Consider the following 24,040-nt stretch of genomic DNA (forward strand, 5'->3'; position numbering starts at 1 on the left):
CCTCATTTGAACAATGCTTCAATATCCACCATCGGCCGGAACAACTTCAGCGGCTGATCCGGAAACGGCAAAAAACTCTCGCGCTCGTAGAAACGTTTCGCGTTCTCGTCCTTGGCGTCCACGATCACCGCAAAGGACGCTATCTCGCTGCGCACGGCCCGGTAGAGCGCATCCGCGAGGAGGAATCGACCGTACCCCTTGCCCTGGTAGCGTTGATCGACAGCAAGACGACCGAGCAAAGTCGTTGGGATCAGAGGATAACGCGGCAGCTTGCGGACAACGGCCTCAGGCATTTCCGGAAGCCGTACTGCTGACGATGAGAGCGTATAATATCCGGCGATGCTGCCGTCCTCCAGCACGAGGACAAATGGCGCTGCCATCTTCTTTCTAGCGTCCTGTCCGGCCTGCGTCCGAAAATATCGGTCGAGCGGCCCTACACCGCTTTCAAAGCCGGATCGATCATGTTGTGGGCCGAGGATTTCAACCCGCAGGCTATCGTCCACTCCCCCCACTCGTCAGACGCCTGTTCTCTCGCGATAGCGGCGAACGGTGTCGCCCAGTCGCTCGTTGACCGGCCGTGGTTCAACCAGAGCCTGAACAAACGCCTGACTGTCCCGTACAGAAAGCTCCAGATGCTGATATTCCTCGATGGCGCGCCGCGCTGCATCCTGTACGCTTGTCAAAACGAAATCCGTCACCGTTCGCCCTTGCAGGGCAGCGGCATGTTCGATCAGACGCTTTTGGTCTGCGGTCACACGCGTTTCAAGGCGTTCCCCCCGGACGCGAGCAGTCGTGGACCTCTTTGCTGCTTCAGCCATTTTGCAATCTCCGTTCCATCGGCCATATGTACGGCCAACGGCCGGAAAAATCAAGATGCAGACCGATTTCCGAACACAGCAGCGACGCTTGGCACGACCGTGAAATAAGAGGCTCGTTTCATTGAGCGACCAGTAAGGAGCCTAGCTGCGTCCAAGCGATTCAGAAGTTGTGCATCAGGTTGTTGCACAAATGCCCAGCAACCATAATGCTAGTTGCGGGTGCCGGAAAGGCGCAGAAATGCGGTAGTTTTCACTGTTCATGGTGGGGCGGCCTACCAAGACCGCGCACACCACGTCGGCCAGCCTGGAAAGCGAGACCGAATGTTCCGTATTCTTACCGACTGGATCGAAAAGCGCAGACAGATCCGCCGCGGCTGGCAGCGGGACGCTCAGACAATGGTCGAAAGGCACGGACGACATGCCTACTACGAGGCGCAGCGGCTGGCGGCGCGCAGCCGGGCAATACGAGACAGGTCCGGTTTCTGGCATTGAGCAAAAGTCGCCTCCGAGGTGGCAAGGCTTTCACCTGTCGCGGAAATGGACATGAAGGTGGTCCAGGAAATCGCCGACGAGGAAATGCGCAAACACCGATAGTCCTGGAGAATGCTGGCGGGGAAAGCCTTCCCCCTGGCCGGCACTGCGTTGCCGGCGCACCCCCATCAGCGGGGAGACCCCCAGGCTGTGCAGAAACTCATCCGGACCTCAATGGGCTTGGATATATCCTGCAAGCCGTGCATCAGCTTGCTTCGATCAATGTGCTCGGTCTGACAGAGTGAACGCCCGAAGGTTGTCGAAACGTTTTACATCATCAGGCTAAGCGCAGCTCCGCCCACGGCCGCCAGCAACACGACGACCCATGGCGGAGCTTTCCAGGCCATCAGCGCCACGAAACAAATCAAGGCCAGTGCGAAATCCGGCATGCCGCCGATCGCGCTGGTGAAGACAGGCGAATAAAGCGCAGCGCCGAGAATGCCGACGACGGCGGCATTGGCGCCCTGCATGGCCGACTGCGCCCATGTCGTGCGGCGCAACTGATCCCAGAAGGGCAGCGCCCCGATCAGGATCAGGAAGCCCGGCAGGAAAACTGCGACAAGAGCGATCATCGCGCCGGCCACGCCGTTCGGCGCCGGTCCCATGACCGCTCCGAGCCAGGCGGCAAAGGTGAAGAGCGGTCCGGGGACCGCCTGTGCTACGCCATAGCCCGCGAGGAAGGCATCATCGGACACCCATCCCGGCGCGACCGTTTCGGCCTGTAACAGTGGCAACACGACATGTCCGCCACCAAAGACCAGCGAGCCAGCACGATAGAAGCTGTCCGCAAGCGCCCACCCCTGAGCCTGCCCCGCAAGGATCGGGAGACCAATCAGCAAGACGGCGAACAGCGCAAAGGCCGTCAGCCCGGCTTTGCGTGAAACCGGCACAGGCAGATGCTCGCCAATCGTGACCTGTCCTTTGCCAAGAGCCAGCCCGGCGAGTGCGCCCAGCAGTATGGCCGCCATCATCCCGATCACTCCCGGCGCCCAGGCAAGCAGAAGCACGGCCACGACCGCGATCGTGGCGCGCTCCTTATCGGGGCAGAGGTTTTTTGCCATGCCCCACACGGCTTGCGCCACGATGGCGACGGCGACGATCTTGAGACCATGCAGGACGCCAAGCGCAAGTGGACCTTCCAGCCGCGTAGCCGTCATGGCAAGCGCGAGAAGGATCATGGCCGATGGCAGGGTGAAGGCGAGGAAAGCTGCAAACGCGCCGAGCCATCCCGCCCGCGTCAGACCAAGAGCAAAGCCGACCTGGCTGGAGGCCGGACCGGGCAGGAACTGGCATAGCGCCACCAGATCGGCATATGCGCTTTCGCTCAGCCATTTTCGCCGCGTCACCAGTTCGTCCCGGAAATAGCCCAGATGCGCGATCGGTCCGCCGAAGGAGGTGAGCCCCAGCTTCAGGAATGCGCGGAATACCTCGGAGACGCTTCCTTGCGACTGTTGCGGGCTATGATCCATTCAGGAGACCTCATTGGTTGGGGCATTCTTGCAAACGATGACGTGCGATCGGCGCGAGATAGATTCTCAGGTTGCAGTCGTCAGGTTGACCCGCCGCATCAGAGCCTCGCCGCTCTCCTTGCGTTCGGAATAGCGGTGGGTGAGGTAGGTAGAGACGTCGCGCGTCAGCAGTGTGAACTTCATCAGTTCCTCCATCACGTCGACCACTCGATCATAATAGGAAGACGGTTTCATCCGGCCCGCCTCGTCGAACTCCTGAAAGGCTTTGGCGACGGAGGACTGGTTGGGGATCGTCACCATCCGCATCCAGCGGCCGAGCACACGCATCTGGTTGACGGCGTTGAAGCTCTGCGAGCCGCCGGAGACCTGCATGACGGCGAGTGTCCGACCCTGCGTTGGCCTTACCGCGCCGTCCGAAAGGGAAATCCAGTCGATCTGCGCCTTCATCACCGCGCTCATCGCACCGTGACGCTCCGGGCTGGTCCAGACCTGACCTTCCGACCAGCGCGAAAGTTCACGTAATTCCTGCACCTTGGGATGATTGACCTCAGCCCCGTCCGGCAGCGGCAGGCCGGACGGATCGAAGATACGAGTTTCCGCGCCGAAATGCTTGAGCAGACGCTCGGCTTCGAATGTCAGGAAGCGACTGTAGGATCGCTCGCGGAGCGAGCCGTAAAGCAGCAGGATACGCGGCGGATGGGTAGACGGCGTCGCTGCGCGCAGACGGTCCAAACTGGGAACATCAGCGCAACCGGCATCAAGGTTGGGAAGCTCGTCCGGCATCAGCGCTGCGCCTCCGCCAGTCTGGAGACTTTGCCGCCGCGTTCATACCAGCCTTTGGAGCGGTTCACGATCCAGACGACCGAGAGCATAACCGGGACCTCGATCAGCACGCCGACCACCGTGGCGAGCGCCGCGCCCGAGTGAAAGCCGAACAGGCTGATGGCGGCGGCGACCGCCAGTTCGAAGAAATTCGACGCGCCGATCAGCGCCGAGGGACCCGCCACGCAATGCTGTTCGCCGGCCATCCGGTTGAGCAGATAGGCAAGGCCAGAGTTGAAATAGACCTGAATCAGGATAGGCACAGCAAGCAGGCCGATGATTGCCGGCTGCGCGATGATCTGCTCGCCCTGAAAGCCGAACAACAGCACCAGCGTCGCGAGCAGCGCCACAAGTGATGCCGGGCCGAGCTTTGCAAGCAGCCGGTCAAGCGCTGCCTGCCCGCCACTTGTCAGCATCCGGCGACGGACGATCTGCGCGATGATGACGGGAATGACGATGTAGAGCACCACGGACAGGACCAGCGTGCCCCATGGCACGGTGATGGCTGACAGGCCCAGCAGCAGGCCGACAATCGGCGCAAAGGCAACGACCATGATGGCGTCATTGAGCGCGACCTGGCTCAACGTAAAATGTGGCTCGCCCTTGGTCAGGTTCGACCAGACGAACACCATGGCCGTGCAAGGCGCGGCCGCGAGGATGATGAGACCGGCAATATAGCTGTCGATCTGATCTGCCGGCAGATAGGGCCGGAACAGCCAGCCGATGAACAGCCAGCCCAATAGAGCCATCGAGAACGGCTTTACCGCCCAGTTGATGAACAGCGTCACGCCGATGCCGCGCCAGTGGCGGCCGACCTCGCCCAATGCGGCGAAGTCGATCTTGAGCAGCATGGGGATGACCATCAGCCAGATCAGCACGGCTACCGGCAGGTTGACCTTGGCAATTTCCATCGCGCCGATGGCATGAAATTCGCCCGGCAGAAAATGGCCGAGCGCGATGCCGACGACAATGCACAATGCGACCCAGAGGGTGAGGTAGCGTTCAAAAGTAGACATGGAATTCCTTCAGGCCGTGGGCACGCGCCGGCCGTGTTCGTCGATCACCCGCTCGCCGTCTTCCTTGACGAACGCGCCGTGCTGCGGCGGCAGCAGGTCGAGGACGTCCTCGGACGGTCGGCAAAGCCGAACGCCCTTCGGGCTGACGACGATGGGCCGGTTGATCAGGATGGGATGCGCCATCATCGCATCAAGCAACTCCTCGTCGCTCAGTGCCGGGTTGCCCAGGCCAAGCTCTGCATAGGGCATGCCCTTCTCGCGCAGCAGGGCGCGGACGGGGATACCCATGCGCGCGATGAGCTGGGTGAGCATGTCCCTAGACGGCGGTGTCTTGAGATATTCGATGACATGTGGCTCGACGCCTGCATTGCGGATCATCGCCAGGGTGTTGCGCGAGGTTCCGCAATCCGGGTTGTGGTAGATGATGACGTCCATAGCCTGCCTCACGCCGCGCTGTTGCGTGGAGACGACGCACCTTCGGACTGGCCGATCTCAGTCAGCTTCGTGCGGAGCGACGCCTTGTCGAGACTGGCGACTGGTAGGGACGTAAAGGCCGAGATGCGGTTCTTCATATAGCGGAAAGCGGCGACGAAGGCGGCTTCCTTCTGGATGTCCGGCCCATCGACGGCGGCAGGGTCTTCGATCCCCCAATGGGCGGTCATGGGCTGGCCGGGCCAGACCGGGCAGGCTTCACCGGCGGCACTGTCGCAGACGGTAAAGACGAAATCCATGACAGGCGCGTCGGCTCCGGCAAACTCCTCCCAACCTTTCGAGCGGAAGCCCTCGGCGGGGTAGTCGAAGCTCCGCAACACCTTCAGCGCAAAGGGATTGACCGCTCCCTTCGGCTGCGACCCGGCAGAGAAGGAGCGAAAGCGACCATCGCCGTCCTTCTTCAGAATGCTCTCGGCGAGGATCGAGCGCGCGGCATTGCCGGTGCAAAGGAACAGAACATTGTAGATGCGGTCAGTCATGGGTGGCCTCCTTGGCGGCGAGGGTTTGCGGTGAGCAGCAAGGGGAAAAATCGGCGATCAGGGGCGCGCAGATTTCCGGGTGGCCACCGCAGCAATCCTTGACGAGAAAGCCCGCGAGCTCCCGCACAGCGTCGAGCCGCGCCCGATAGATGATCGAGCGGCTATGCCGCTCAGCATCAATCAGACCGGCGCGCGTCAGCGTCGCCAGATGCGTGGACATGGTGTTGTGCGGGACATCCAACCGGCGGGCGACTTCGCCCGCGGGCAATCCGTCCGGCTCGTGCTCCATCAGCAGGCGGAACACGTCGAGGCGGGTCGGTTGCGCGAGCGCGGCGAAAGCGAGGATGGCGTTTTCTGATTCCATATGTCGAGACTAATCGACATATGGACTGGAGTCTAGACCGGGACGGCACATAGTTTCCGCCTCGTCGGGAGACCGCTGAAACTCGCTTGTGATAGGAAAGCTGGCCGTCACCCAAACAGCAGCCTCAGACCCGAGGCGAGAAGGATTGCCGCCAGAATGATGCGCAGCCATAGTTCGGGGAGGTAACGGCTGCCGATGAAGGCCCCGAGCGAGCCGCCAACAGCGACGGCGATCAGCCACCCGGGTAGCGCACTAGGGATCTGATCCCACCAGGCATAGGCTCCAAGCAGTGCAGCAGCCGAATTCATCAGATTGTAGACGGCGGTTGTCGCGGCAGTCTGGCGCGCTGTCCCCCAGTTCATCGCGAGGATCACCGGTGCGAGGAATACTCCGCCTCCGGTCCCGGTCGTGCCGGATATGAAGCCGATGATCGCACCCGTGGCCAGCGCCGGGATGAAGGGCGGATCGGTCGGCAGGTCCGCAGATGATCCAGATCTACGAAGGGCCGTCCGCGCCATCTGGACGGCCGACAGGACGAGGACCGCCCCGACGACCGGATAATAGATATCCGCCGGTAGCTGAACAGATCCTCCGAGCAGAGAGAACGGGAAGCCCAGGATCGCAAAAGGCCAGACACTTCGCCACGACAACCTTCCCGCCTTCAGGAACATGGCTGTCCCGATTGCTGCGACCAGCAGATTGAGGGCGAGCGCGGTCGTCTTCATGGCCAACGGCGCAAAGCCGACCAGCGCCATGATCGCGATGTAGCCAGATGCCCCAGCCTGGCCGACCGACGCATAGATCAGTGCGATGAGGAAGAAGGCCACCGCGAGCCAGAGTCCATCCAATTCCACCTTGCCAGAACCTCATCATGGTCCGCATCCCGAGCGTGCGGCAGCGCGCGCGTTCCCCGAAGCTTCATTGTCTATCACCAGTCTGGTGCGAGCAACATGTTCTGATGGCGCCACAGTAGATATTGTTCGTATTGCCAAGCATTTACTGGGATTATTCGGCTGCCGATGCTACACTTGATTACTTGCGACGCGGGGGCAAAATGGGACGCTTTATTGAGGGATATGATCGAAGCCAGCCGCTTCTTTTACCTGCCTGCGTCGATGACTACGTTCCGCAGGAATCTCTGGTCCGCGTCGTTGATGGCTTCGTCGAAACCCTCGATCTCACGGCGCTCGGCTTCGAGCGCACTGTCTCGGCCGCAACAGGGCGACCCGGTTATCACCCCGGCGATATGCTGCGACTGTATATCTGGGGTTACCTGAACCAGTTGCGCTCCTCGCGCCAGTTGGAGCGAGCCTGCCAGCGCGACCTGGAGGCCATCTGGCTGATGCGGCGCATGACCCCGGACTATCGGACCATCGCAGCGTTCCGGCACGATAATCCCGAAGCGATCATTCGCACAGGCGCCGCGTTCATCAGCTTCTGTCGCGAGAACGGCCTTGTTACTCCCGGCAAGGTGGCACTGGACGGGACCAAGATGCGGGCGGTTGCCAGCGCGAAGAACATCGCTGGAGCAGATCGCCTGGCGCGCGACATCGCTCATACTGAAACGGAAATCGCCTACTATCTCGACCGTCTCAACATAGCGGATCAACACCCGGCGGACGTGCGCGATCAGACAGTCAATCGCGCGGCTTTTGCCGGCGCCATCGCATCGCTGGAGCGCCGAAAGCGGAGGTTGGAGAAACGGCAGGCCGAACTTGCAGAGCACGATACAAACGTCGTGGTCTTCGGGGAACCGGATTCACGACCAATGGGATATGGCCGGGCGCCGAAGTTTCCAGCCTATAATCTCCAGAGTGTCGTCGATATCGAAAGTGGCCTGATCATTCACAACGATGTCGCCAACGAAGCCAACGACAGCCAGTTGCTGCATCCAATGGCGATTGCGGCAAAGCAAGTGCTCGACGTCGACCAGCTCGAAGTGCTGGCGGACGGAGGCTATTCGAATGCGCAGGAGGTCGCGCGCTGCGAGCAAGATGGTGTTCACGTGGCGGCACCGATCAAGCGTGGCGCCATGAGCGCAGAATTCTTCCGCCCTGTGCAGTTCATCCATGACGAACAAACCGACACGATCCGCTGCCCGGCTGGTGAAACCATGCATCCCAAGGGCAAACATACCCGAAATCGGGCGATCCGATACAGAACGCCCGCGTGCCAGACCTGCCAGATCAAACCGCAGTGTACGCCGGGATATCAACGCACGATCCACAGGCTCGTGGATCAGGGTGCGCTCGATCGGATGGAGCGTCGGGTCCACGAGAATCCCGATCTCATGGTGATCCGTCGCTGCACGGTCGAGCATCCCTTCGGCACCATCAAGCGAATGTCTGGCGGAGGCCGCTTCCTGACCCGCGGTTTGCGGCGGGTGAAAGCCGAAGCTGCCCTCTCGGTCCTGGCATTCAACATCATCCGCGCTTCGAACGCCTTCGGGACCGGAGCGCTGATGTCGCGAGGCTGAGAGCCCCGCTCGATTCAGTTCGCCTCATCGCGCCCGCACTGAATCGTCTGCGAGTTTCTGCACAGCCTGCCCCGCAACGCCCCCTTTAAAGTGAGAGTGCGGGCGGGGTCTCCGTGACGGGTTGAGGGCTGGAAGAGAGGTTTCCGGCGCCCGTCGCGGAGACCCGCGATGTCTAGATATGACCGCAATGCGCGCCCCGGCTCGGACCGGACGAACCTTTATGACGACATCACCAACAAGATCATCGCCGAGCTGGAGGAAGGCCGCGTGCCTTGGGTCCAACCCTGGGGTACGTCAGTAGCAAAAGCGCCGCTCGGGCTGCCGAAGAACGCCGCAACCTCCCGCACCTACAGCGGCATCAATATTCTCATCCTCTGGGGTGCCGTCATGCAGCACGGCTTTCCCGGCCAGGGCTGGCTGACGTTTCGCCAGGCCCTCTCGCTCGGCGGCAACGTCATGAAGGGGGAACGCGGTACCACTGTCGTCTACGCCGACCGCTTCACGCCCGAGGACGAGAAACGGCGCGCCCGGGAAACCGGTGAGGAAGCCCCGGCGATCCCCTTCCTGAAGCGCTTCACTGTGTTCAACGTCTCGCAATGTGAAGGCCTGCCCGAGGAGGTCCACCACGTGGCGCCACCGCCGCCACCCGGCCTCATCGAGCCCAGGGTCGAGGCGCTCATCAAGGCGACCGGCATCGACTTCCGCATCGGCGGCGACCGGGCCTTCTATGTCCCGTCCCAGGACTATGTGGTCGTACCTCCACCTCAAGCCTACTTCGAGCCGATCAATTGGCACAGGACGGCCTTACATGAGGTCGGGCACGCAAGCGGCCATCACAGCCGGCTGAACCGCGATCTGACCGGCTCTTTCGGCTCCAAGAAATACGCCTTCGAGGAGATGATCGCTGAACAGATTTCCGCCTTCAGTTGCGCGGCTCTCGGCATCGTGCCGACCGTGCGCCATGCCGACTATATCGGCAATTGGCTCGAGGTGATGCGCGAAGATTCACGCGCAATCGTCCGCGCGGCCAGTCAGGCCAGCAAGGCCACCGATTGGCTGCTCTCCTTCCTGCCGGAGGAGCAGCAATCCGGCAATGCGGCCAAAACCATCATCGACAGGAGGTCCGCATGATCATCCTGTCCGACAAACTGCGCGAGCAGCTTCTCGCCAATGGTCGCCAGCGCGATATCGATCATGTGCCGGTGGTGAAGTCCTTCAATCCGCTCGGCGAAGGCGTCTGGCTCGCAACCGAACTGGACGCTGACGGTGACACGCTCTTCGGCCTTGCCGATATCGGCGAACCCGAGCTTGGCTATTTCTCGCTCAAGGAGATGTCATCAATTAGCCTGCCCTTCGGAATGGGAATCGAACGTGACATCCTCTTCACCGGCGATCTGTCGATCGCGGTCTGGGCCGAGGCGGCACATCGCGCCGGCAGCATCCGCGCAGCCGAACACATCGTCTATGCTGTAGCTCGCGCTCGGCGGGGAGCATCTGATGCGCTTCCGTCGCAGGCACAGACCTGAACCCTATGGAGATACGTCGCGCAAACGCGTAGCGTTTCGCACATTAATCGAGCACCTCGCCCAGACCGCCGATACGTGGCCCGTTCTTGTCGGGTGCATTAAGTCTGGCGGCACGGTCCCCAATCATACGACGCCGCAAATAGAGTGAGAGGGAGGACGGGATTTTCGTGACGGGTTTGAGGTCGAGAGAGAGGCTCTCGGCGCCCGTCGCGGAGAATATCCCGATGACTACTGGTGCTCAGAAAATCACCCTGTCGTCCTCACGCGACATCCCCTTCAACAAACTGGTCCTCAGCCAGTCGAACGTCCGCAAGGTCAAGGCGGGCGTGTCGATCGAGGAACTGTCGCAGGATATCGCCCGGCGCGGCCTGCTTCAGGGCCTCAACGTGCGCCCCGTCGTCGACGCCGACGGCAATGAGACCGGCATGTTTGAGATCCCGGCCGGTGGCCGCCGTTACCGCGCGCTCGAACTGCTGGTGAAGGCCATCGGTGCCGTATTTGCCAAACACTTGCCTTGGCAAATACGGCGTCTCTACGCCAGGCAAAGCGCCCCACAGTCTCTCGTTACGAACCCTCTGCGGGAGTTGATCGGAAGCCCTGCAGAGCTACACCCTGATATCCGGACGCAGCGATGGAGCCGCAGAGCTCCCTCCATTCGCAGCCGCTACAGGCTTGACGGATTCCGATGGAAGCAAATGGCCTTCATTCAGCGGCTTAGATGGGCCTCTTGATAACCGTCGATTATTCATGTGCCAGCGCCGACGATTACCGCTGACATGCTGGCGTTTGGTGTTGCAATGAAGCGTTCTGAAGGCCGCCATCGATTCACGGCTCATCCCTAACAGACGCCATCCAGGCGAACGGTACTCACCACCGCCAACTCAAATCTCGATAATTTTTATTGTGCGTGGAGCATATCTGCTGCGACTAGTCTTTACCGAGCGATCGGGTACATAAGAAAAGTGGGTTTCGGCGAGGCAAGTTGACGAAGATCGACAGCAGGGTGAATTTGAAGTGACAGAAATAGCTGTTGCCAGCGAAAGACAAACAGCCATTCGCTTGCTCGCCTGCATTCAGGCGGCCGGCGACGCAAATGATGCAATCCGCTGGGGAAGCGATGTTGTGTGCGTCCTGCACTCCCAGTCGCGCCTGCAGGCTCTCGACTTCTGGATGCGCAATCCCGATTACCTCGCCAACGAACTCCTGACGGAATTCGAGACGTCCGGCGAACGCGGTCTGCTGACGATCGCACAGCGTATATTCGATGATCGTGAACCCGATCTTCGGCGCCTGCCGATGGTACGCTATCTGTTCGGGGCGTTCGAACCGCTCGACAATGCGCTGGCTATCCTGAGGGCAGCAGACCTCATTCGGATCAAGCGTGAAGGTGTTCCCGGCAAGATCCGCGAGCATCTCTATCTGCTGACCAGCGCAGGCGAAGACGCGCTGGGGCGGATCGCCGCTGCAGCGCCCGAGCTTGGCTGGTATCGCGATCGTGCCTGTATCGTGGCGCGGGTGGCGGGTGAACAGGGCGGCAAGGCGTTGAAGGACCGACAGTATCTACAGGCTGAATATGCAGGAACGGAACTTAGCCATTTGATCCAGCCGGTCACCGATCGGGTGCTGGCACGGCTCGCGGCAATCTTGGAAGGGCTCGGCGAATGAGCAGTGGTTGGCTGGAGACGGTCGCGGAAAAGGCTGGCATGCGCCCCGCAGAAGCGGAGTTGGCTCTACGCAAGCGAGGGATCACGGCGGACCGGCCCCTGCGTCCCGCACGAAAGCTGACAGTGCGGCGCATTGCTTTCAAGGGAGAGAAGCGCGGAACCGCACAAGGTCCGATCGACTTCGACTGGTCAGACCTTGCCGCTGGCGTCTGGGCAGTAACGAGCGAACGTAACCTCCGTGGCAAATCGACCGTGCTGGAGATCCTGCTGTGGGCGCTGCGAGGCACACCCAAGGGCCTGCAGGACGATGTGCGCCGGTGGTTGTCCTCTGTGTGCGTGGAATTCGATGTCGATGATCAGCATTACGTGGTGGAGTTTGCGGTCGAGGAGCGTGTTCCGCGCGGCAGCCTGGCGCGTCGCCGCGTGTCGGGTGAGATTGACGAGTTGGACCGCTTCATGTCGGACGAGGGATTCGAGGCCGCGATGTCGCGCTTCATGATGAACACGCTCGATCTCGACCCGATCACGGCGATGCAGGGTAAGGAAGACGAGCGCCAGGTCGTCGAGCATGGTTGGGCCGCGCTCTCGGGCGGTCTCTATTTTGGCGGCGACCACAAGCAGTTGCTCGGCGACGTCCAAATGGCCGGCCTGCCCGCGCGGATGCTGCAGATGTATATTGGCATGCCTTGGGCGACGACGGTCATGCAGGCGGGCACGGCAAAGCGCGAACTCGACCAAGAGACCGAGAAAGCGTCCAAGGCTGCCACGACGGCCACGAAAGACGCGGAGACGGCACGCGCACGAATCGACCGCGAACTCCAGGTAGCGAAGAAAATTCTCGAAGGTTTCGCGCCGGCGACCGGTACGGCCGCCGAGCTCGAGCGACTTGCCGGCGAGGTAGCCCGCCTTTCGCCGATTGCTCTCGATCTCGCGCAGCGCCTAGCCCGCGCCGAGACCGAAGCGACCGAACTGGAACGCCTCGCGACCGCGGACGAGCGGGCGGTGCGTGATCTGCGGGAGAACATCATCGCGACGCAATTCTTTAACGGCCTGCAGCCTGTTTGCTGCCCGCGTTGCGAGACGCGAGTGTCGGGCGAACGGCTGAAGCGCGAAAGCGCTGATCTGAGCTGTTCGCTCTGCGCCGAGGATATCCCCATCGACGAGATGGAGGGCGCAAGCGAGGGGCTGGACGCGAGCGAACAGCGTTTAGCGGCTGCCAAGGCTGCCGCCGGTCGCGCGCGTGCCAACGCCAAGGCACTCGGGGGGCAGTCGAAGGCGAGCAGCACCGAGCTCGAAGAGGCACGCCAAGCACTCATCAAGGCGGCGACGAGCGCCACGTTCGAACAGCGCCGCAAGGCAGAACTCGAGGTCGCGCGACTGGAAGGCGCTCTGAAGGAGCGCCACGCGCCTGCGACACCCGTCGCCGTTTCTCCCGACGTAGCGCTCGTCAGCGCGGCTCACGCAGAGGCAGACAAAGCCTATAAGGCTGGTCGCGGCGACATCCTCGATCGGCTGAACGCGGAGATTCTCGCGCTGGGACAGCGGCTCGGCGTGCAGATGCTGGAGGAGGTCAAGCTCAACACCAACGCCTCTCTCCTTCTGACCAAGGGCAGCGAGCCGACCAGCTTCAGCAAGGTGACGGCGGGCGAGCGACTGCGGCTGCGGATCGCGACTGCGGTGGCTCTGCTTCGTGTCGGTCGGGAACGGGGCCTCGGTCGCCATCCCGGTCTCCTGATCGTCGATTCCCCAGCTGCTGAAGAAGTGAGTCCCGATGACCTGACCGCCGTACTGAGCGAGCTTCAGGCGATTTCACGGGAAACCGAGGGACTGCAGATCATCATCGGGAGCGCCAACGCCAGCGCGATTGTCGATCGGCTCGGCGAACAATGGTGCCGGTCCGCGACGGGCGATGATTATCTATGGTAGCGCTGTCGCCGTCGGGCTCTTCAGCATGAGAGCGCTTGAACTTCTCGAGGCGCGGTTGGCGGAGAGCCAGCCGATCACGGTCGACGATCTTGGCGGCGTGGATGAGATCCTCGCCGACGCTGATCGGCTCCACGCAGCGCCCTTCCTCGACATTCTTGCCGACATGATCAGTGTGGCCCCGCCCATAGAAGGCGCGCGGCTGCATGATTTTCTGGTGGGCGGCTTCGATGTGGCGCGCGATCCGCAATCCTTCCGCGACGCGATCGACCGGCTCATCAGGAGCACGACGCTGCGCGCTGCCATCACGCAGGCTGTCGTCGCGATCTTCACGCGGCGAATTCGGGAACGCGCGACCGAGCGCGAGACGCTGATCGCTGCCTATGCGCTGGAAGGCCTTTTCCGTCTTGCGCTGGAAGGCGATGTGAGCCGTCACCGACCCCTGCTAGAGCTCGCCGAGGTCGCATCCGATGTGCCGGGATCCTTCGCTCAACATGTCGCAAAGATTGGTGGGGCCGCCTTCCATGCATGGGGTGATGATGATCTGCTGACGATGCTCCACCGGCTGCTCGACAATGAGGAAGCAGAAAGCGAAGCGGCGTTTGAGCTCGGGCTCGCACATCTGGCGCGTGCGCTCGACGGCAAGGATATGGCAACGATCCTTGCCGGCTTGGGCACGGCGCGGCTGCTTTTCGAGCGGGCGTGCGAGGTCGATGATGATCGGTCGGACGCACGCGCCTATTTATCGGCGATTGATCTCGTTCTCGGCTTTGCCGCGAACCGGAGCGCTGCGGAGATGCAGGGGACGCTGACTGATCTGGTGGCCGCTGCGCGAGACCGTGCAGCGGTGCTGCGCACCGGCCACGTGACGCCATGGCTTGCGCCCCGTCAGGACGTGGATCTTGAATGGTTTGAACTCGCGCGCACGGTCCAGCGCGCGGCCGACGATCTTGCCCGTCCGAGCTGGATTAATGCCGCTACGACCATGGATCGGATCCTCGCCGTCTATGACGCAAGTTGCACCATCGCGCACGGCGACGGCCTGCGGTTCGCATTGCGTCCCCGGGTGGAGGCCTCGTTCCTGCGCGAACGCGGCCTAGCGGCCCATCTCGACGATCTGCTCAGCGAAGGCCGATGGCCCGATGCACAGCTAACGATCGCGCAAAATCTTCGCGCCGTTTTGGATGAGGCTTACCGCGCCAGTGCTGGGCCGGGAAAAGCCGGGGAGAATGAGCAATATCCGCTGCTCGCGCGCATTCTCCCCGAGGGCGCCTCGACCGAGCAGATTCCCTCCGACATGGCACGATCGCTTGAGGTCGGGCTCGCCGGCTATGTCGCGCACGGCCGCGCACTTGCCAATCCGGTCCTGCAACGTGTGCTGGCGTCGTTGCGTGATCAATTGGCCGCCAGCAGTGAATATACAGGCGAGGTCCAGCAGGCATTCGACGCCGTACTCCAACAGATTTTGATGTTTTGCAGTGACCGGCAGAATGCCGAGATCCGCGATCTCGGCCCGCGCGGTGCCTATCTGCGCGCCTCGGATCCGAGCGAGGCCGACCTCCAGTCAGACCTCCGCGACTTCCTCAAGGGCAATCTCGTCGGCGCGGAGGTGCTGTCCGAAGTGCGCGGCGTCGCGACTGGCCGGACAGATCTCTACATCAGTCTAGGTGGCCCGGCTTTCGTTATCGAGCTCAAAAAGCATGAGGGCGAGTTTTCACCCGAGGCTGCCAACCGCTACCGGGCGCAGGCAACCAGTTACCAAGCGGCCAATGTCCGGCTCGGATTTCTCGGTGCGCTCGAACTCGTCGATCGCCCAGGGCCGGTGCCGAGCATAGAGGAATGTCTCTGGCATAGCGCATATGTTCCCGAAGGTGGCGCGCTCGCCCGGCATCTCATCGTCTTCAGGGTTCCCGGCCGCCTGAAATCACCATCTGCGCTTCGCTAGAGCGGATTTTCCTCAAGGCATCGCACGTTCAAATCTGGGCGAATAAGCCAATACTCGGCGTGCCCGCCCTAACGTGTGTGTGGCAGCTATACCGCTATAGAGCATGCTCAAGATCAATATGAATCTGAGCAATCCAGAGGCGCTCAGACTAACATTACTAAGAGACTCGAACCGTGTCAGCCGACAGTTGCGCGAGGTTCGCGAACGTGCATCTCCACGCACAGGCCCGCCGTAGCGGCCATGTTAACCAAGGCGTCGAGGCCGAACAGGTCGACCTTGCCGCGCGTGAGATCTGAGATCCGCGGCTGGGTTACCCCAAAGACTTTGGCGGCCTGAGACTGACTGAGATGTGCGCGCGAAATATGCTCTCTGAGAGCCGTCATGAGCGCCGCGCGTAACTTTACGCTCTCGGTTTGCTCCGGGCTCGCCTCGGCTGGTGCTGACGGCTCCCGCTCCTTCACCGGGCTTGCTGACAATTCGCTGTTAGCACCGATGTCCAGCGAGAATTGTTCCTGGGCGATGTTGGCGATCTTCGCGGTGAGGCCAATCTTCTCTTCCGCCTTTGCGCGAGCATGATCCGACATGAAGGCGACAAGGTGCTCCAAGCCGTCCTTGTCCGATACAGTGACAAAATCCTTGTTCTTATTCACGAAGACCACGGACTTCTTCTTTTCTCGAAGAAGCTCGATGACATTGCTGAGCGTGCCGGTGCTTTTGCAATCCCAGACCATGAGGCCATAGTCGCTGTGGCGCGCCATCTCCAGGTCTTTGGCGGTAAAATAGGCGCGCGTGCCCGCTTTGGCCTTTGTGACGACCCTATGGACCGGCCATTCTGCGACATTGTTCCGGGGCAAGTTCCCGGTGCAATATACAGTCACCTTTCCGGCCTTGTATCGTTGGAGGCATTCCTGAATTGAGGTATCGGCGCCATCGGCGTCTCCGACCACGACGTTGAAGTCTGAAGACACGATCTTGTTGATCCTATCCGCCACCTTCTCATGCAGGCGGCTGATGGAGATCGATCCGGCGATGAAGACAGTGGTCATGACATTACTTCCATGTGATCGAAGCGGCGTAGACGTGGTTGATTTTCTTGTACGTACGCAGCGTTTTGCAGACGGCGTCCATCGTGGCGCCCGTGTCAAAGAGATCGTCTAGGACGAGCGCGTTCCAACACCCTTCGTTGGTGATGGACGGGTTGATGCTGAACCGCCCCTCCAATGCGGCGTCCTTCGCCTCGCGGCCATAGAGGTTCTTGAGCTGCGAGCTGCCTTCGGGCGCGGGCGCCTTGATGATGATGTCGTCGAACACTGGCGTTTTCGTCAACTTGCCGAGTTCGGTGGCGATCTCATTGACCGGCTGGCGCGCACGCACCGTGGAGGCGGGCATCGGGATAATCAGACCGATCTTGCCGAACAACGGCAGCAAGGATTGCTGCACTTGGGCTGCGAGCGGCTGCACCTGATTCCAATCGGCTCGATATTTAAGCTGGTATAGCGCCTCGCCGGGCTCTGAGCGCGTCGTGTCAAATCGAGGGTGGCCGTATTCGTCGTCGCCTAGGTAGACGCTCGACAGCGTAATCAACATCACCTGGCGTGCGCGCGTCGAATGATCGTTGCTGCCATGCCTCTCGGCGATCTGCCCATACCATCACTGCCCCCCCAAAGACGTTACAACGAAATATGACCTGCTCAGTGGCCTTCAACCTGGAACCAGGTTCCGGGCAGATCAGGATCAATACACTAAAGGTGGTATCTAAGCTTCTGCAAGGCAGTTATGGGCATGGTGATACGATCGCTACACGAGTTGCACGAGCAGTTCCGGCACGAATGGTTAGATCGTATGCATGAAGTCAACGTCTGATGTCACGACAACGGGGTTGCACTCAACGGTTTGAGTGGCAATACCGAGATTGTCGTCATCGATTTGCAGAAGCTGCCTGCTGACTCGAGCGGCCCAAGCTTCCACCCCACGCCGAATACGCCGCCCGAGGAACGATGCCAGACGGCCAACGTCGCGGAGATAGTTGCCCTGCGTCTCGGCCGTGAACCGGCGCATCGTCATGTCGTCGATCAGGCGCTGGCGCAGGGGGCTAACCGATACGGCGGGAATAGGTAGGGTGTTCATCACAGGGCTCCATTCGGTGAACGGAGCCAAGATTATCCGCCCACACAGGGGCGACGCTCAATCAGTGCACTGCGCTCGTTTCAGACCGCTTACCGTGAAGCTGCCGCCAATCCCGCGCGAGCGGGTTCGCTACCCCACCCCAACACCGTTCGCCCGCAACTCTATGAGGGCCATAACGTAGACATGGTGCTCATCATCGTCGAGCACGTGCTTCAATTCCGTCCAAATCTACGAACCATCGAGAGTCGAGAATCTCGGCGCACTCCGCGCATTGCACTCATTGCGAGAACAAATCTCCCCGTCCTATATGCAGCCAGCAATATCCGTTTCCACTTCGCCCCACTTTATCCGCTTCCTATGCTCCAGCACCGGCTGCAACCTGCAAAGACGCAGGATTGTGAATGATCGTGCGCCGGTTTTCGTCTCCGTGATCTGCACGATGACACGACAAAAAAATGAACACAGAAATCGTCCCGCCGTGAGGCATCAGTAACGCTGTCCATTGAGGAGTTGACCATGACTGACGGAAAATTTCTTACACCCAAAGAAGTCGCAGAACGCTATCGGGGCGGTGTATCAATCGGCACGCTCCGCAACTGGAGGGCCATGAGGATCGGCCCTGCATACATGAAAATCGGCAAGTCCGTCCTCTACCCCATCGGCGAACTTGAAGCATGGGACAAAAAAAACATAGTGATTTGCCGTGAGCCGAAGGGACTGGCCATGCGGCCCGATGTTCAAGGGGATGATCCCAGTAGGGCAGTTCCTACCTCACCCAATAAGCGGCACCGCTTTTCTTAAGGCAGCAATTTCGTCCATATATTCCAATAGGATGCTAGATTGGTAATGGAGTTCCACAACCACCCGTCCGGCGACCCGACGCCGTCGCGGGCGGACATCGATATGACGAAGACGATCGTGGAAACGGCGCGGCCGCTTGGTATCACGGTGCATGACCACATCATCATCGGCAAGGACGGGCATGCCAGCCTCAAGGGGCTAAGACTGATCTGAAAACCAAGGCGGCGTCCCGGGACATTGCCGAATCGCGTTACAAAACAACGAAATCGGGTGCGCGTTCCTTCATCCGTTTGAAACGGTTTGCTGCCACATTCGGTTGACGAAAATTTGTACGGCGAAGACAATTGCTGCATCGCAATATGATTCTTTCCACAAAGGGCTGGGGCCATCTTACATGCAGGAATATGATCTCGTCGTCGTGGGCAGCGGCCCCGCAGGCCGCCGCGGCGCCATCCAGGCGGCAAAGCTCGGGCGCAAGGTCCTCGTCATCGAACAGGGAAAGCGCGTCGGCGGCGTCTCGGTGCATACCGGCACGATCCCGTCGAAGACGCTGCGAGAGACGGCGCTCAACCTTTCCGGCTGGCGCGAGCGCGGCTTCTACGGCCGCGCCTACCGCGTCAAGCAGGAGATCAGCGCCGACGACCTTCGCCGTCGCCTGCTGATCACGCTCGACCACGAGGTGGAGGTGCTGGAGCACCAGTTCGCCCGCAACCGCGTGCAGCACATCCGCGGCAAGGCGAAGTTCGTGACGGCCGACACGATGGAAATCGCCAAGGACGACGGCGAGATCGTTCACGTCCAGGCCAAGAGCATCATGCTGGCCGTCGGCACCAAGCCGTACCGCCCGGAGAGCATCCCCTTCGACGGCGTCAGCGTTCTCGACAGCGACGAACTGCTCGATATCAAGGAGCTGCCGCGCTCCATGGCCGTCATCGGCGCGGGCGTCATCGGCATCGAATATGCCACGATCTTCTCCGCGCTCGACACGCAGGTCACCGTCATCGACCCGAAGCCGACGATCCTCGACTTCATCGACCGGGAGATCGTCGAGGAGTTCATCCACGATCTGCGCGACCGCAACATGAAGCTCATCCTCGGCCAGAAGGCCGACAAGGTGGAGAAGCTGCCGAACGGCAAATGCGAGATCACGCTGGACAACGGCCGCCACGTCACCTGCGACATGGTGCTTTATGCCGCCGGCCGCGTCGGCGCGACGGACAGCCTGAACCTCGCCGCAGCGGGCCTGACGGCCGATTCGCGTGGCCGCCTCAGCGTCAACCCGGAAACCTTCCAGACCGACGTGCCGCATATCTATGCCGCCGGCGACGTCGTCGGCTTCCCGAGCCTTGCCTCCACCTCCATGGAACAGGGCCGCATCGCCGCCCGTGTCGCCGTCGGCGCGATCGCCAAGGAGCCGCCGAAATACTTCCCCTACGGCATCTACGCCGTGCCGGAGATCTCGACCTGCGGGCTGACCGAGGAAGAGGTGAAGGAACGCGGCATTCCCTATGAATGCGGCATGGCGCGCTTCCGCGAGACCTCGCGCGGCCACATCATGGGCCTCAATTCCGGCCTCTTGAAGATGATCTTCTCGCTGAAGACGCGGCGCCTTCTCGGCGTGCATATCGTCGGCGAAGGCGCGACGGAACTCGTCCATATCGGCCAGGCGGTGCTCAACCTGAAGGGCACCGTCGAATATTTCGTGGAAAACACCTTCAACTATCCGACGCTCGCCGAAGCCTACAAGATCGCCGGCCTCGACGCCTGGAACCGCATGGGTGACCTGTCGCAGAAGGCGTGATGCCCCGGCCCCTCGTCCGGCAGACGAGGAAACCGATGACGAACAGGGCGCAGGAAAACTACGCCGCGTTTCCCTTCGCCCCGCTTGCGGGGAGAGCGACTGTCTTGTCTGTCAAGCGCTTTGCCATGGTTTTCCGTCCCGGATGATGGCGTTGAGGATGGTGAGAAGCTTGCGCATGGTCGCGACGATGGCGACGATCTTGGGCTTGCCGGCTTCAACGAGACGATCGCGGAAGGCCTTGAGGACCGGGTTACGACGGGCAGCGACCAGCGCTGCCATGAACAGCACAGCCCGCACCTTGCCGCGACCGCCACCGATGAAGCTCTTGCCGCGCCACTTGCCCGACTGCCGAGTGAACGGCGCCACCCCGGCCAATGCGGCGATCTGGCGCCGGTCGAGGCTACCGAGTTCCGGCAGTTCGGCCATCAGCGTGCGGGCCGTGGTTGGTCCTACACCCGGTACCGAGGTCAAAAGCGCCTCGCGCACCCGCCACAAGGGCGACTTGCGGATGCGTCCGTTGAGATCGCCGTCGAGGCTTGCGAGTTCACGTCGGAGCGCTGCAAGCAGCCGCTTGATGCTCTTCTGCGTTTCCTTGGCCTGGGCCGTCCGTGTCCGGTTTTCTTCCGCCGTGATCATCTGCACGATCTGGCGGCGCCGCGAAACGATGGCCGAGAAGGCCTCGCTCTCCTCATCGCGCAAGGGCCGGATCTCCGGTCTGGTTGCTGCGACGAAGGCTGCGATCACAGCGGCATCGATCGGATCTGTCTTGGCGCGTTTGCCAAGCGCATGGGCATAGGAACGCACCTGCGCCGGATTGACCACCACAACGGCAAAGCCGGCTGATGACAGGCTGGCAGCTGCCAGCATTTCGTAGCCACCGGTCGCTTCCAGCGCCACGATATCGGCTTTTGCGTCTCGCAGCCGGCGGATCAGGCCGTCCACGCCGGCATGGTCGTTGCCGACGAAAAAGCTCTCCCCGACTGGCTGCACATGCACATCCAACCGATCCTTGGAAACATCGATACCAACAATCACATCCATCTGATCCCATCCTTGCCTAAGCGGGCTTCGCACATGCGAGCGGCCCTGGCGACTGTTCGGGTTCGATGGAACGGCGGATGATGACCCAAGCTCTCCCACGGGCTTCAATGCCCAAAGGTGCTGCGGTCTCTCATCTGCCACCGCAACTGGCAATACATCGCCAATCGCAGCAGAAGGGAAGTTACAAAGGTGGCGGCAGCCGGATGAGGGGCGCCCCAGATTCCAGCCTCACCAAATGCAAAAAGGCCGCCCGGTGGGCGGCCTTTCCGTTTGCAATCAATTGCACAGTTCAAATTACTCGGCGTCGCCTTCGGCGGCCTTCTTCTTGGCCGGGGCCTTCTTCTTCGGAGCGGCTTCCTCACCTTCCGCAGCTTCGGCCTTGGCGGCCTTCTTCTTCGGCGCGGCCTTCTTGGTTTCCTTCTCGGAACCCTCTTCGTCGTCCGCCATCAGCTCGTCCTTGGAGACGGTCTTGTCCGTCACCTTGATCTCGCCGAGCAGGTGATCGACGACCTTCTCTTCGAAGATCGGCGCGCGGAGCGAAGCGGCGGCGCCCGGGGTCTTCTGGAAGTATTCGAGGATCTGCTTTTCCTGGCCCGGGAACTGGCGGAGCTGCTGGTAGAGAGACTGCTGCATTTCCTCGTCGCTCACCTGGACGCCGGCCTTCTCGCCGATTTCCGACAGAACGAGGCCGAGGCGCACGCGGCGTTCGGCAAGCTTGCGATATTCCTCGCGAGCGGCTTCTTCCGTCGTGTCCTCGTCAGCGAAGGTCTTGCCGGACTGCTGGAGGTCCGTGTTGATCTGGCGCCAGATGTTTTCAAATTCGGCTTCCACCAGGCGCTCCGGCGTGTCGAACTTGTACATCTCGTCGAGCTGGTCGAGGATCTGACGCTTGACCTTCTGGCGGGTGACCGAGCCGTACTGGCTTTCGATCTGGCCGCGGACGATCTCGCGTAGCTTGTCGGCCGATTCGAGGCCGAGCGTCTTGGCGAGCTCGTCGTTGATCTCGACATCCGCCGGGGCGGCGACGTCTTTGACGTTGATGTCGAAGGTGGCTTCCTTGCCGGCGAGGTTCGCCGCCGGATAATCGGCCGGGAAGGTGACCGTGATGACCTTCTCGTCACCGGCCTTCAGGCCGACCAGCTGCTCTTCGAAGCCCGGGATGAAGCGGTTGGAGCCGAGAACGAGTTCGGCGTCCTCGTCCTTGCCGCCGTCGAAGGCTTCGCCGTCGACCTTGCCGAGATAGTCGACGGTGACGCGGTCGCCATTGGCGGCCTTGCCCTTCTTGGTCTCGTAGGTGCGGGCGCTTTCGGCGATCTTGAGGATCTGCTCGTCGACTTCGGAAGCGTCGACTTCGACGACTTCCCGGGTGACGGCGATGCCGGTATTGTCCTTCAGGTCGATCGCCGGGATCACTTCATAGGACAGCGTGAATTCGAAATCGGCCTGGCCGGCGAGAATCTTCTCCGCTTCGTCCTGGTCTTCGGTCATCGCGATTTCCGGCTGCGTCGCGGACTTTTCGCCGCGCTCGGAAAGGATGGCCGACGGGCGGTCGCGGACGATCTCGTTGACGAGTTCGGCCATGATGGACTTGCCGTACATCTTCTTGAGATGGGCGAAGGGCACCTTGCCCGGACGGAAGCCGTTGATGCGGACACGGCCCTTGGCGTCTTCAAGACGCTCGTTCATCTGAGCTTCCATGTCCTTGGCCGGGATGACGACCTTGATTTCGCGCTTCAGCCCTTCAGCGAGCGTTTCGATAACCTGCATGTTCAAACCTTCATTTCGAGTTGGCGGTGCTCAAACCGGCCTGCCGGTTATGGCGAACACCCCGCCGGTCCATTTGCCGGCAGTGGCTTTACTGAATTTCGTGGCCTTTTGGCAAGCAAAATGGCGCTCTCGTATGTCCACAACCCGCCGAAACCTCCTGTTTCGGCGTTCGGTGGCTCTGGTGCGGGTAGAGAGACTTGAACTCCCACGCCTTGCGGCACCAGAACCTAAATCTGGCGTGTCTACCAATTTCACCATACCCGCGTCTCAGAAACCGCATTGCCGCGGGCAGCGCATGCGCGCGCCGCGGCGCCTTCCGAGCGCGGCGTCTCTATATCACCCGTTTCGGGCGGATCAAAGGAAAAATGAGCAGCTTTTCGGTGCCGCGCTCAATAGAGCGGCTCGTCATAGACGGGTTCGCCGCGAAGGACGAGCCGGGCGATCTGCGGCGTACCATCCTTCACGCGCGCCTCCACCACCAGCTCCTCCTGGTTGCGGGCATCCTCCAGCAGCCTGCCCTCGCCTTCCGGCACATAGTAGCGCTCCAGGCCGTAGTTGACGAAGAGGGTTTCGGGCAGGCCGCCGTCGCCGGCTGAATAGTAGTCGAAGGGCAGCGTGCGCAGGACGACGCTGCCTTCCTCCGGCACAAGATCGCCGAACCGCGCCTCGCTCGCCGTCCACAAGCCGTCCGCGCCGGGTTTCAGGCGGACGGCGAGGCGCACACGGCCGCTCGTCTTCGGCGCCTCGCCGGTGACGATCGCCTTCGAAATGGTCGAGATCGGGTAGGACAGGATGACATAGTCGCCGCGCAGGAGATCGCGCGGATCGACCGGCAGCGTCTTCAGCCTGATGTCGGCGCCGCTGCGCAGGATCGAGGCGCGGCTTTCCACCATGTAGCCGAGAACGGCCGTCTGCAGCGCTGCGGCGAGGATGCCGGCGACGAGCGGCGGCACGCGGAAGAAGCGGGATGTCGTCATG

At 61.5% G+C, this 24,040-nt stretch carries 25 protein-coding genes, 1 tRNA gene and 1 pseudogene; 11 read left to right on the forward strand and 16 right to left on the reverse strand.

What is annotated here, in order from left to right:
- Positions 1-2 precede the first annotated feature (2 nt).
- Together AB3G45_RS16800 and AB3G45_RS16805 are read right to left on the reverse strand one after the other, a co-directional pair.
- A complete protein-coding gene (locus AB3G45_RS16800; RefSeq protein WP_367831649.1) occupies positions 3-512 on the reverse strand; it encodes a GNAT family N-acetyltransferase in 510 nt (169 codons plus the stop codon).
- A 3-nt stretch (positions 513-515) separates the two neighbouring features.
- Positions 516-818, reverse strand: a complete 303-nt coding sequence (locus AB3G45_RS16805; protein WP_367831650.1) for a DUF1778 domain-containing protein — start codon at positions 816-818, stop codon at positions 516-518.
- Between the two features lie 321 nt (positions 819-1,139).
- Here AB3G45_RS16805 and AB3G45_RS16810 point away from each other — a divergent pair, with 321 nt between their 5' ends.
- Entirely contained in the window at positions 1,140-1,310 is a 171-nt protein-coding gene (locus AB3G45_RS16810) for a hypothetical protein (protein WP_367831651.1), read from the forward strand.
- A gap of 308 nt (positions 1,311-1,618) precedes the next feature.
- On the opposite strand, the gene chrA is transcribed toward AB3G45_RS16810, so the two are convergent.
- From chrA to AB3G45_RS16845, 7 genes are all read right to left on the reverse strand, one after another.
- Positions 1,619-2,818: a chromate efflux transporter gene (gene chrA, locus AB3G45_RS16815; protein ID WP_058389671.1), complete on the reverse strand. Its 1,200-nt coding sequence runs from the start codon at positions 2,816-2,818 to the stop codon at positions 1,619-1,621.
- 66 nt (positions 2,819-2,884) lie between these two features.
- Positions 2,885-3,601 (reverse strand): arsenical resistance protein ArsH, encoded by a 717-nt coding sequence (arsH, locus tag AB3G45_RS16820; RefSeq protein WP_367831652.1) that lies wholly within the window; start codon positions 3,599-3,601, stop codon positions 2,885-2,887.
- Complete coding sequence (arsB, locus tag AB3G45_RS16825; protein WP_367831653.1) at positions 3,601-4,656, reverse strand: ACR3 family arsenite efflux transporter; 1,056 nt, start codon at positions 4,654-4,656, stop codon at positions 3,601-3,603. The genes arsH and arsB overlap by 1 nt, the downstream gene beginning before the upstream one ends.
- 9 nt (positions 4,657-4,665) lie before the next feature.
- Positions 4,666-5,091, reverse strand: coding sequence for an arsenate reductase (glutaredoxin) (gene arsC / locus AB3G45_RS16830; protein WP_058389674.1), 426 nt, complete (start codon positions 5,089-5,091; stop codon positions 4,666-4,668).
- 8 nt (positions 5,092-5,099) lie between these two features.
- Positions 5,100-5,627 carry an arsenate reductase ArsC gene (locus AB3G45_RS16835; RefSeq protein ID WP_058389675.1) on the reverse strand — a complete coding sequence of 176 codons (528 nt, stop codon included), beginning with the start codon at positions 5,625-5,627 and terminating at the stop codon, positions 5,100-5,102.
- Positions 5,620-5,991 carry a helix-turn-helix transcriptional regulator gene (locus tag AB3G45_RS16840; protein ID WP_058389676.1) on the reverse strand — a complete coding sequence of 124 codons (372 nt, stop codon included), beginning with the start codon at positions 5,989-5,991 and terminating at the stop codon, positions 5,620-5,622. The genes AB3G45_RS16835 and AB3G45_RS16840 overlap by 8 nt, the downstream gene beginning before the upstream one ends.
- Positions 5,992-6,098: 107 nt before the next feature.
- Positions 6,099-6,845 (reverse strand): sulfite exporter TauE/SafE family protein, encoded by a 747-nt coding sequence (locus tag AB3G45_RS16845; protein WP_058389677.1) that lies wholly within the window; start codon positions 6,843-6,845, stop codon positions 6,099-6,101.
- A gap of 200 nt (positions 6,846-7,045) precedes the next feature.
- Between AB3G45_RS16845 and AB3G45_RS16850 the strand changes: the two genes are divergently transcribed.
- The 7 genes and pseudogenes from AB3G45_RS16850 to AB3G45_RS16880 all read left to right on the forward strand — a co-directional run bounded on the left by AB3G45_RS16850 (position 7,046) and on the right by AB3G45_RS16880 (position 15,525).
- Positions 7,046-8,467, forward strand: coding sequence for an IS1182 family transposase (locus AB3G45_RS16850; RefSeq protein ID WP_176622684.1), 1,422 nt, complete (start codon positions 7,046-7,048; stop codon positions 8,465-8,467).
- A gap of 168 nt (positions 8,468-8,635) precedes the next feature.
- The gene (locus AB3G45_RS16855; protein WP_367831654.1) at positions 8,636-9,598 is read left to right on the forward strand and encodes an ArdC family protein; all 963 of its coding nucleotides are present in this window, start codon (positions 8,636-8,638) and stop codon (positions 9,596-9,598) included.
- Positions 9,595-9,993, forward strand: a complete 399-nt coding sequence (locus tag AB3G45_RS16860; protein WP_367831655.1) for a DUF2958 domain-containing protein — start codon at positions 9,595-9,597, stop codon at positions 9,991-9,993. Before AB3G45_RS16855 ends, AB3G45_RS16860 begins: the two co-directional genes overlap by 4 nt.
- 224 nt (positions 9,994-10,217) lie before the next feature.
- Positions 10,218-10,475 (forward strand): annotated as a pseudogene (locus AB3G45_RS16865) (ParB/RepB/Spo0J family partition protein); the annotation flags it as partial.
- Between the two features lie 532 nt (positions 10,476-11,007).
- Positions 11,008-11,658 carry a hypothetical protein gene (locus AB3G45_RS16870; protein ID WP_367831656.1) on the forward strand — a complete coding sequence of 217 codons (651 nt, stop codon included), beginning with the start codon at positions 11,008-11,010 and terminating at the stop codon, positions 11,656-11,658.
- Positions 11,655-13,583, forward strand: coding sequence for a hypothetical protein (locus AB3G45_RS16875; protein WP_367831657.1), 1,929 nt, complete (start codon positions 11,655-11,657; stop codon positions 13,581-13,583). The genes AB3G45_RS16870 and AB3G45_RS16875 overlap by 4 nt, the downstream gene beginning before the upstream one ends.
- 25 nt (positions 13,584-13,608) lie before the next feature.
- Positions 13,609-15,525 (forward strand): hypothetical protein, encoded by a 1,917-nt coding sequence (locus tag AB3G45_RS16880; protein ID WP_367831658.1) that lies wholly within the window; start codon positions 13,609-13,611, stop codon positions 15,523-15,525.
- Between the two features lie 176 nt (positions 15,526-15,701).
- On the opposite strand, the gene AB3G45_RS16885 is transcribed toward AB3G45_RS16880, so the two are convergent.
- From AB3G45_RS16885 to AB3G45_RS16895, 3 genes are all read right to left on the reverse strand, one after another.
- The gene (locus tag AB3G45_RS16885; protein ID WP_367831659.1) at positions 15,702-16,571 is read right to left on the reverse strand and encodes a helix-turn-helix domain-containing protein; all 870 of its coding nucleotides are present in this window, start codon (positions 16,569-16,571) and stop codon (positions 15,702-15,704) included.
- Positions 16,572-16,575: 4 nt separating this feature from the next.
- Entirely contained in the window at positions 16,576-17,112 is a 537-nt protein-coding gene (locus tag AB3G45_RS16890) for a ComF family protein (protein ID WP_367831660.1), read from the reverse strand.
- 246 nt (positions 17,113-17,358) lie between these two features.
- Complete coding sequence (locus tag AB3G45_RS16895; protein ID WP_367831661.1) at positions 17,359-17,652, reverse strand: hypothetical protein; 294 nt, start codon at positions 17,650-17,652, stop codon at positions 17,359-17,361.
- Between the two features lie 516 nt (positions 17,653-18,168).
- On the opposite strand from AB3G45_RS16895, the gene AB3G45_RS16900 reads away from it, so the two are divergent.
- The 3 genes from AB3G45_RS16900 (at position 18,169) to sthA (ending at position 20,254) form a co-directional block, all read left to right on the forward strand.
- Positions 18,169-18,453, forward strand: coding sequence for a helix-turn-helix transcriptional regulator (locus AB3G45_RS16900; protein ID WP_367831662.1), 285 nt, complete (start codon positions 18,169-18,171; stop codon positions 18,451-18,453).
- A gap of 39 nt (positions 18,454-18,492) precedes the next feature.
- On the forward strand, positions 18,493-18,666 hold the full coding sequence (locus AB3G45_RS16905; protein ID WP_367831663.1) for a JAB domain-containing protein: 174 nt from the start codon (positions 18,493-18,495) through the stop codon (positions 18,664-18,666).
- 181 nt (positions 18,667-18,847) lie between these two features.
- Positions 18,848-20,254 (forward strand): Si-specific NAD(P)(+) transhydrogenase, encoded by a 1,407-nt coding sequence (sthA, locus tag AB3G45_RS16910; RefSeq protein WP_367831664.1) that lies wholly within the window; start codon positions 18,848-18,850, stop codon positions 20,252-20,254.
- 111 nt (positions 20,255-20,365) lie between these two features.
- Here the strand turns inward: sthA and AB3G45_RS16915 are convergent, their stop codons facing one another.
- The 4 genes from AB3G45_RS16915 to AB3G45_RS16930 all read right to left on the reverse strand — a co-directional run bounded on the left by AB3G45_RS16915 (position 20,366) and on the right by AB3G45_RS16930 (position 24,039).
- Positions 20,366-21,295 carry an IS110 family transposase gene (locus AB3G45_RS16915; protein ID WP_367833608.1) on the reverse strand — a complete coding sequence of 310 codons (930 nt, stop codon included), beginning with the start codon at positions 21,293-21,295 and terminating at the stop codon, positions 20,366-20,368.
- A gap of 294 nt (positions 21,296-21,589) precedes the next feature.
- Positions 21,590-23,062: a trigger factor gene (gene tig, locus AB3G45_RS16920; protein WP_367831665.1), complete on the reverse strand. Its 1,473-nt coding sequence runs from the start codon at positions 23,060-23,062 to the stop codon at positions 21,590-21,592.
- Positions 23,063-23,241: 179 nt separating this feature from the next.
- A tRNA-Leu gene (locus AB3G45_RS16925) sits at positions 23,242-23,326 on the reverse strand.
- Positions 23,327-23,451: 125 nt separating this feature from the next.
- On the reverse strand, positions 23,452-24,039 hold the full coding sequence (locus AB3G45_RS16930) for a GDYXXLXY domain-containing protein (RefSeq protein WP_367831666.1): 588 nt from the start codon (positions 24,037-24,039) through the stop codon (positions 23,452-23,454).
- Between the last annotated feature and the right edge of the window lies 1 nt (position 24,040).

Origin of the sequence: Shinella sp. S4-D37 (genome assembly GCF_040812195.1) — a bacterium.
In the GTDB taxonomy this organism is placed as follows: Bacteria; Pseudomonadota; Alphaproteobacteria; order Rhizobiales; family Rhizobiaceae; genus Shinella.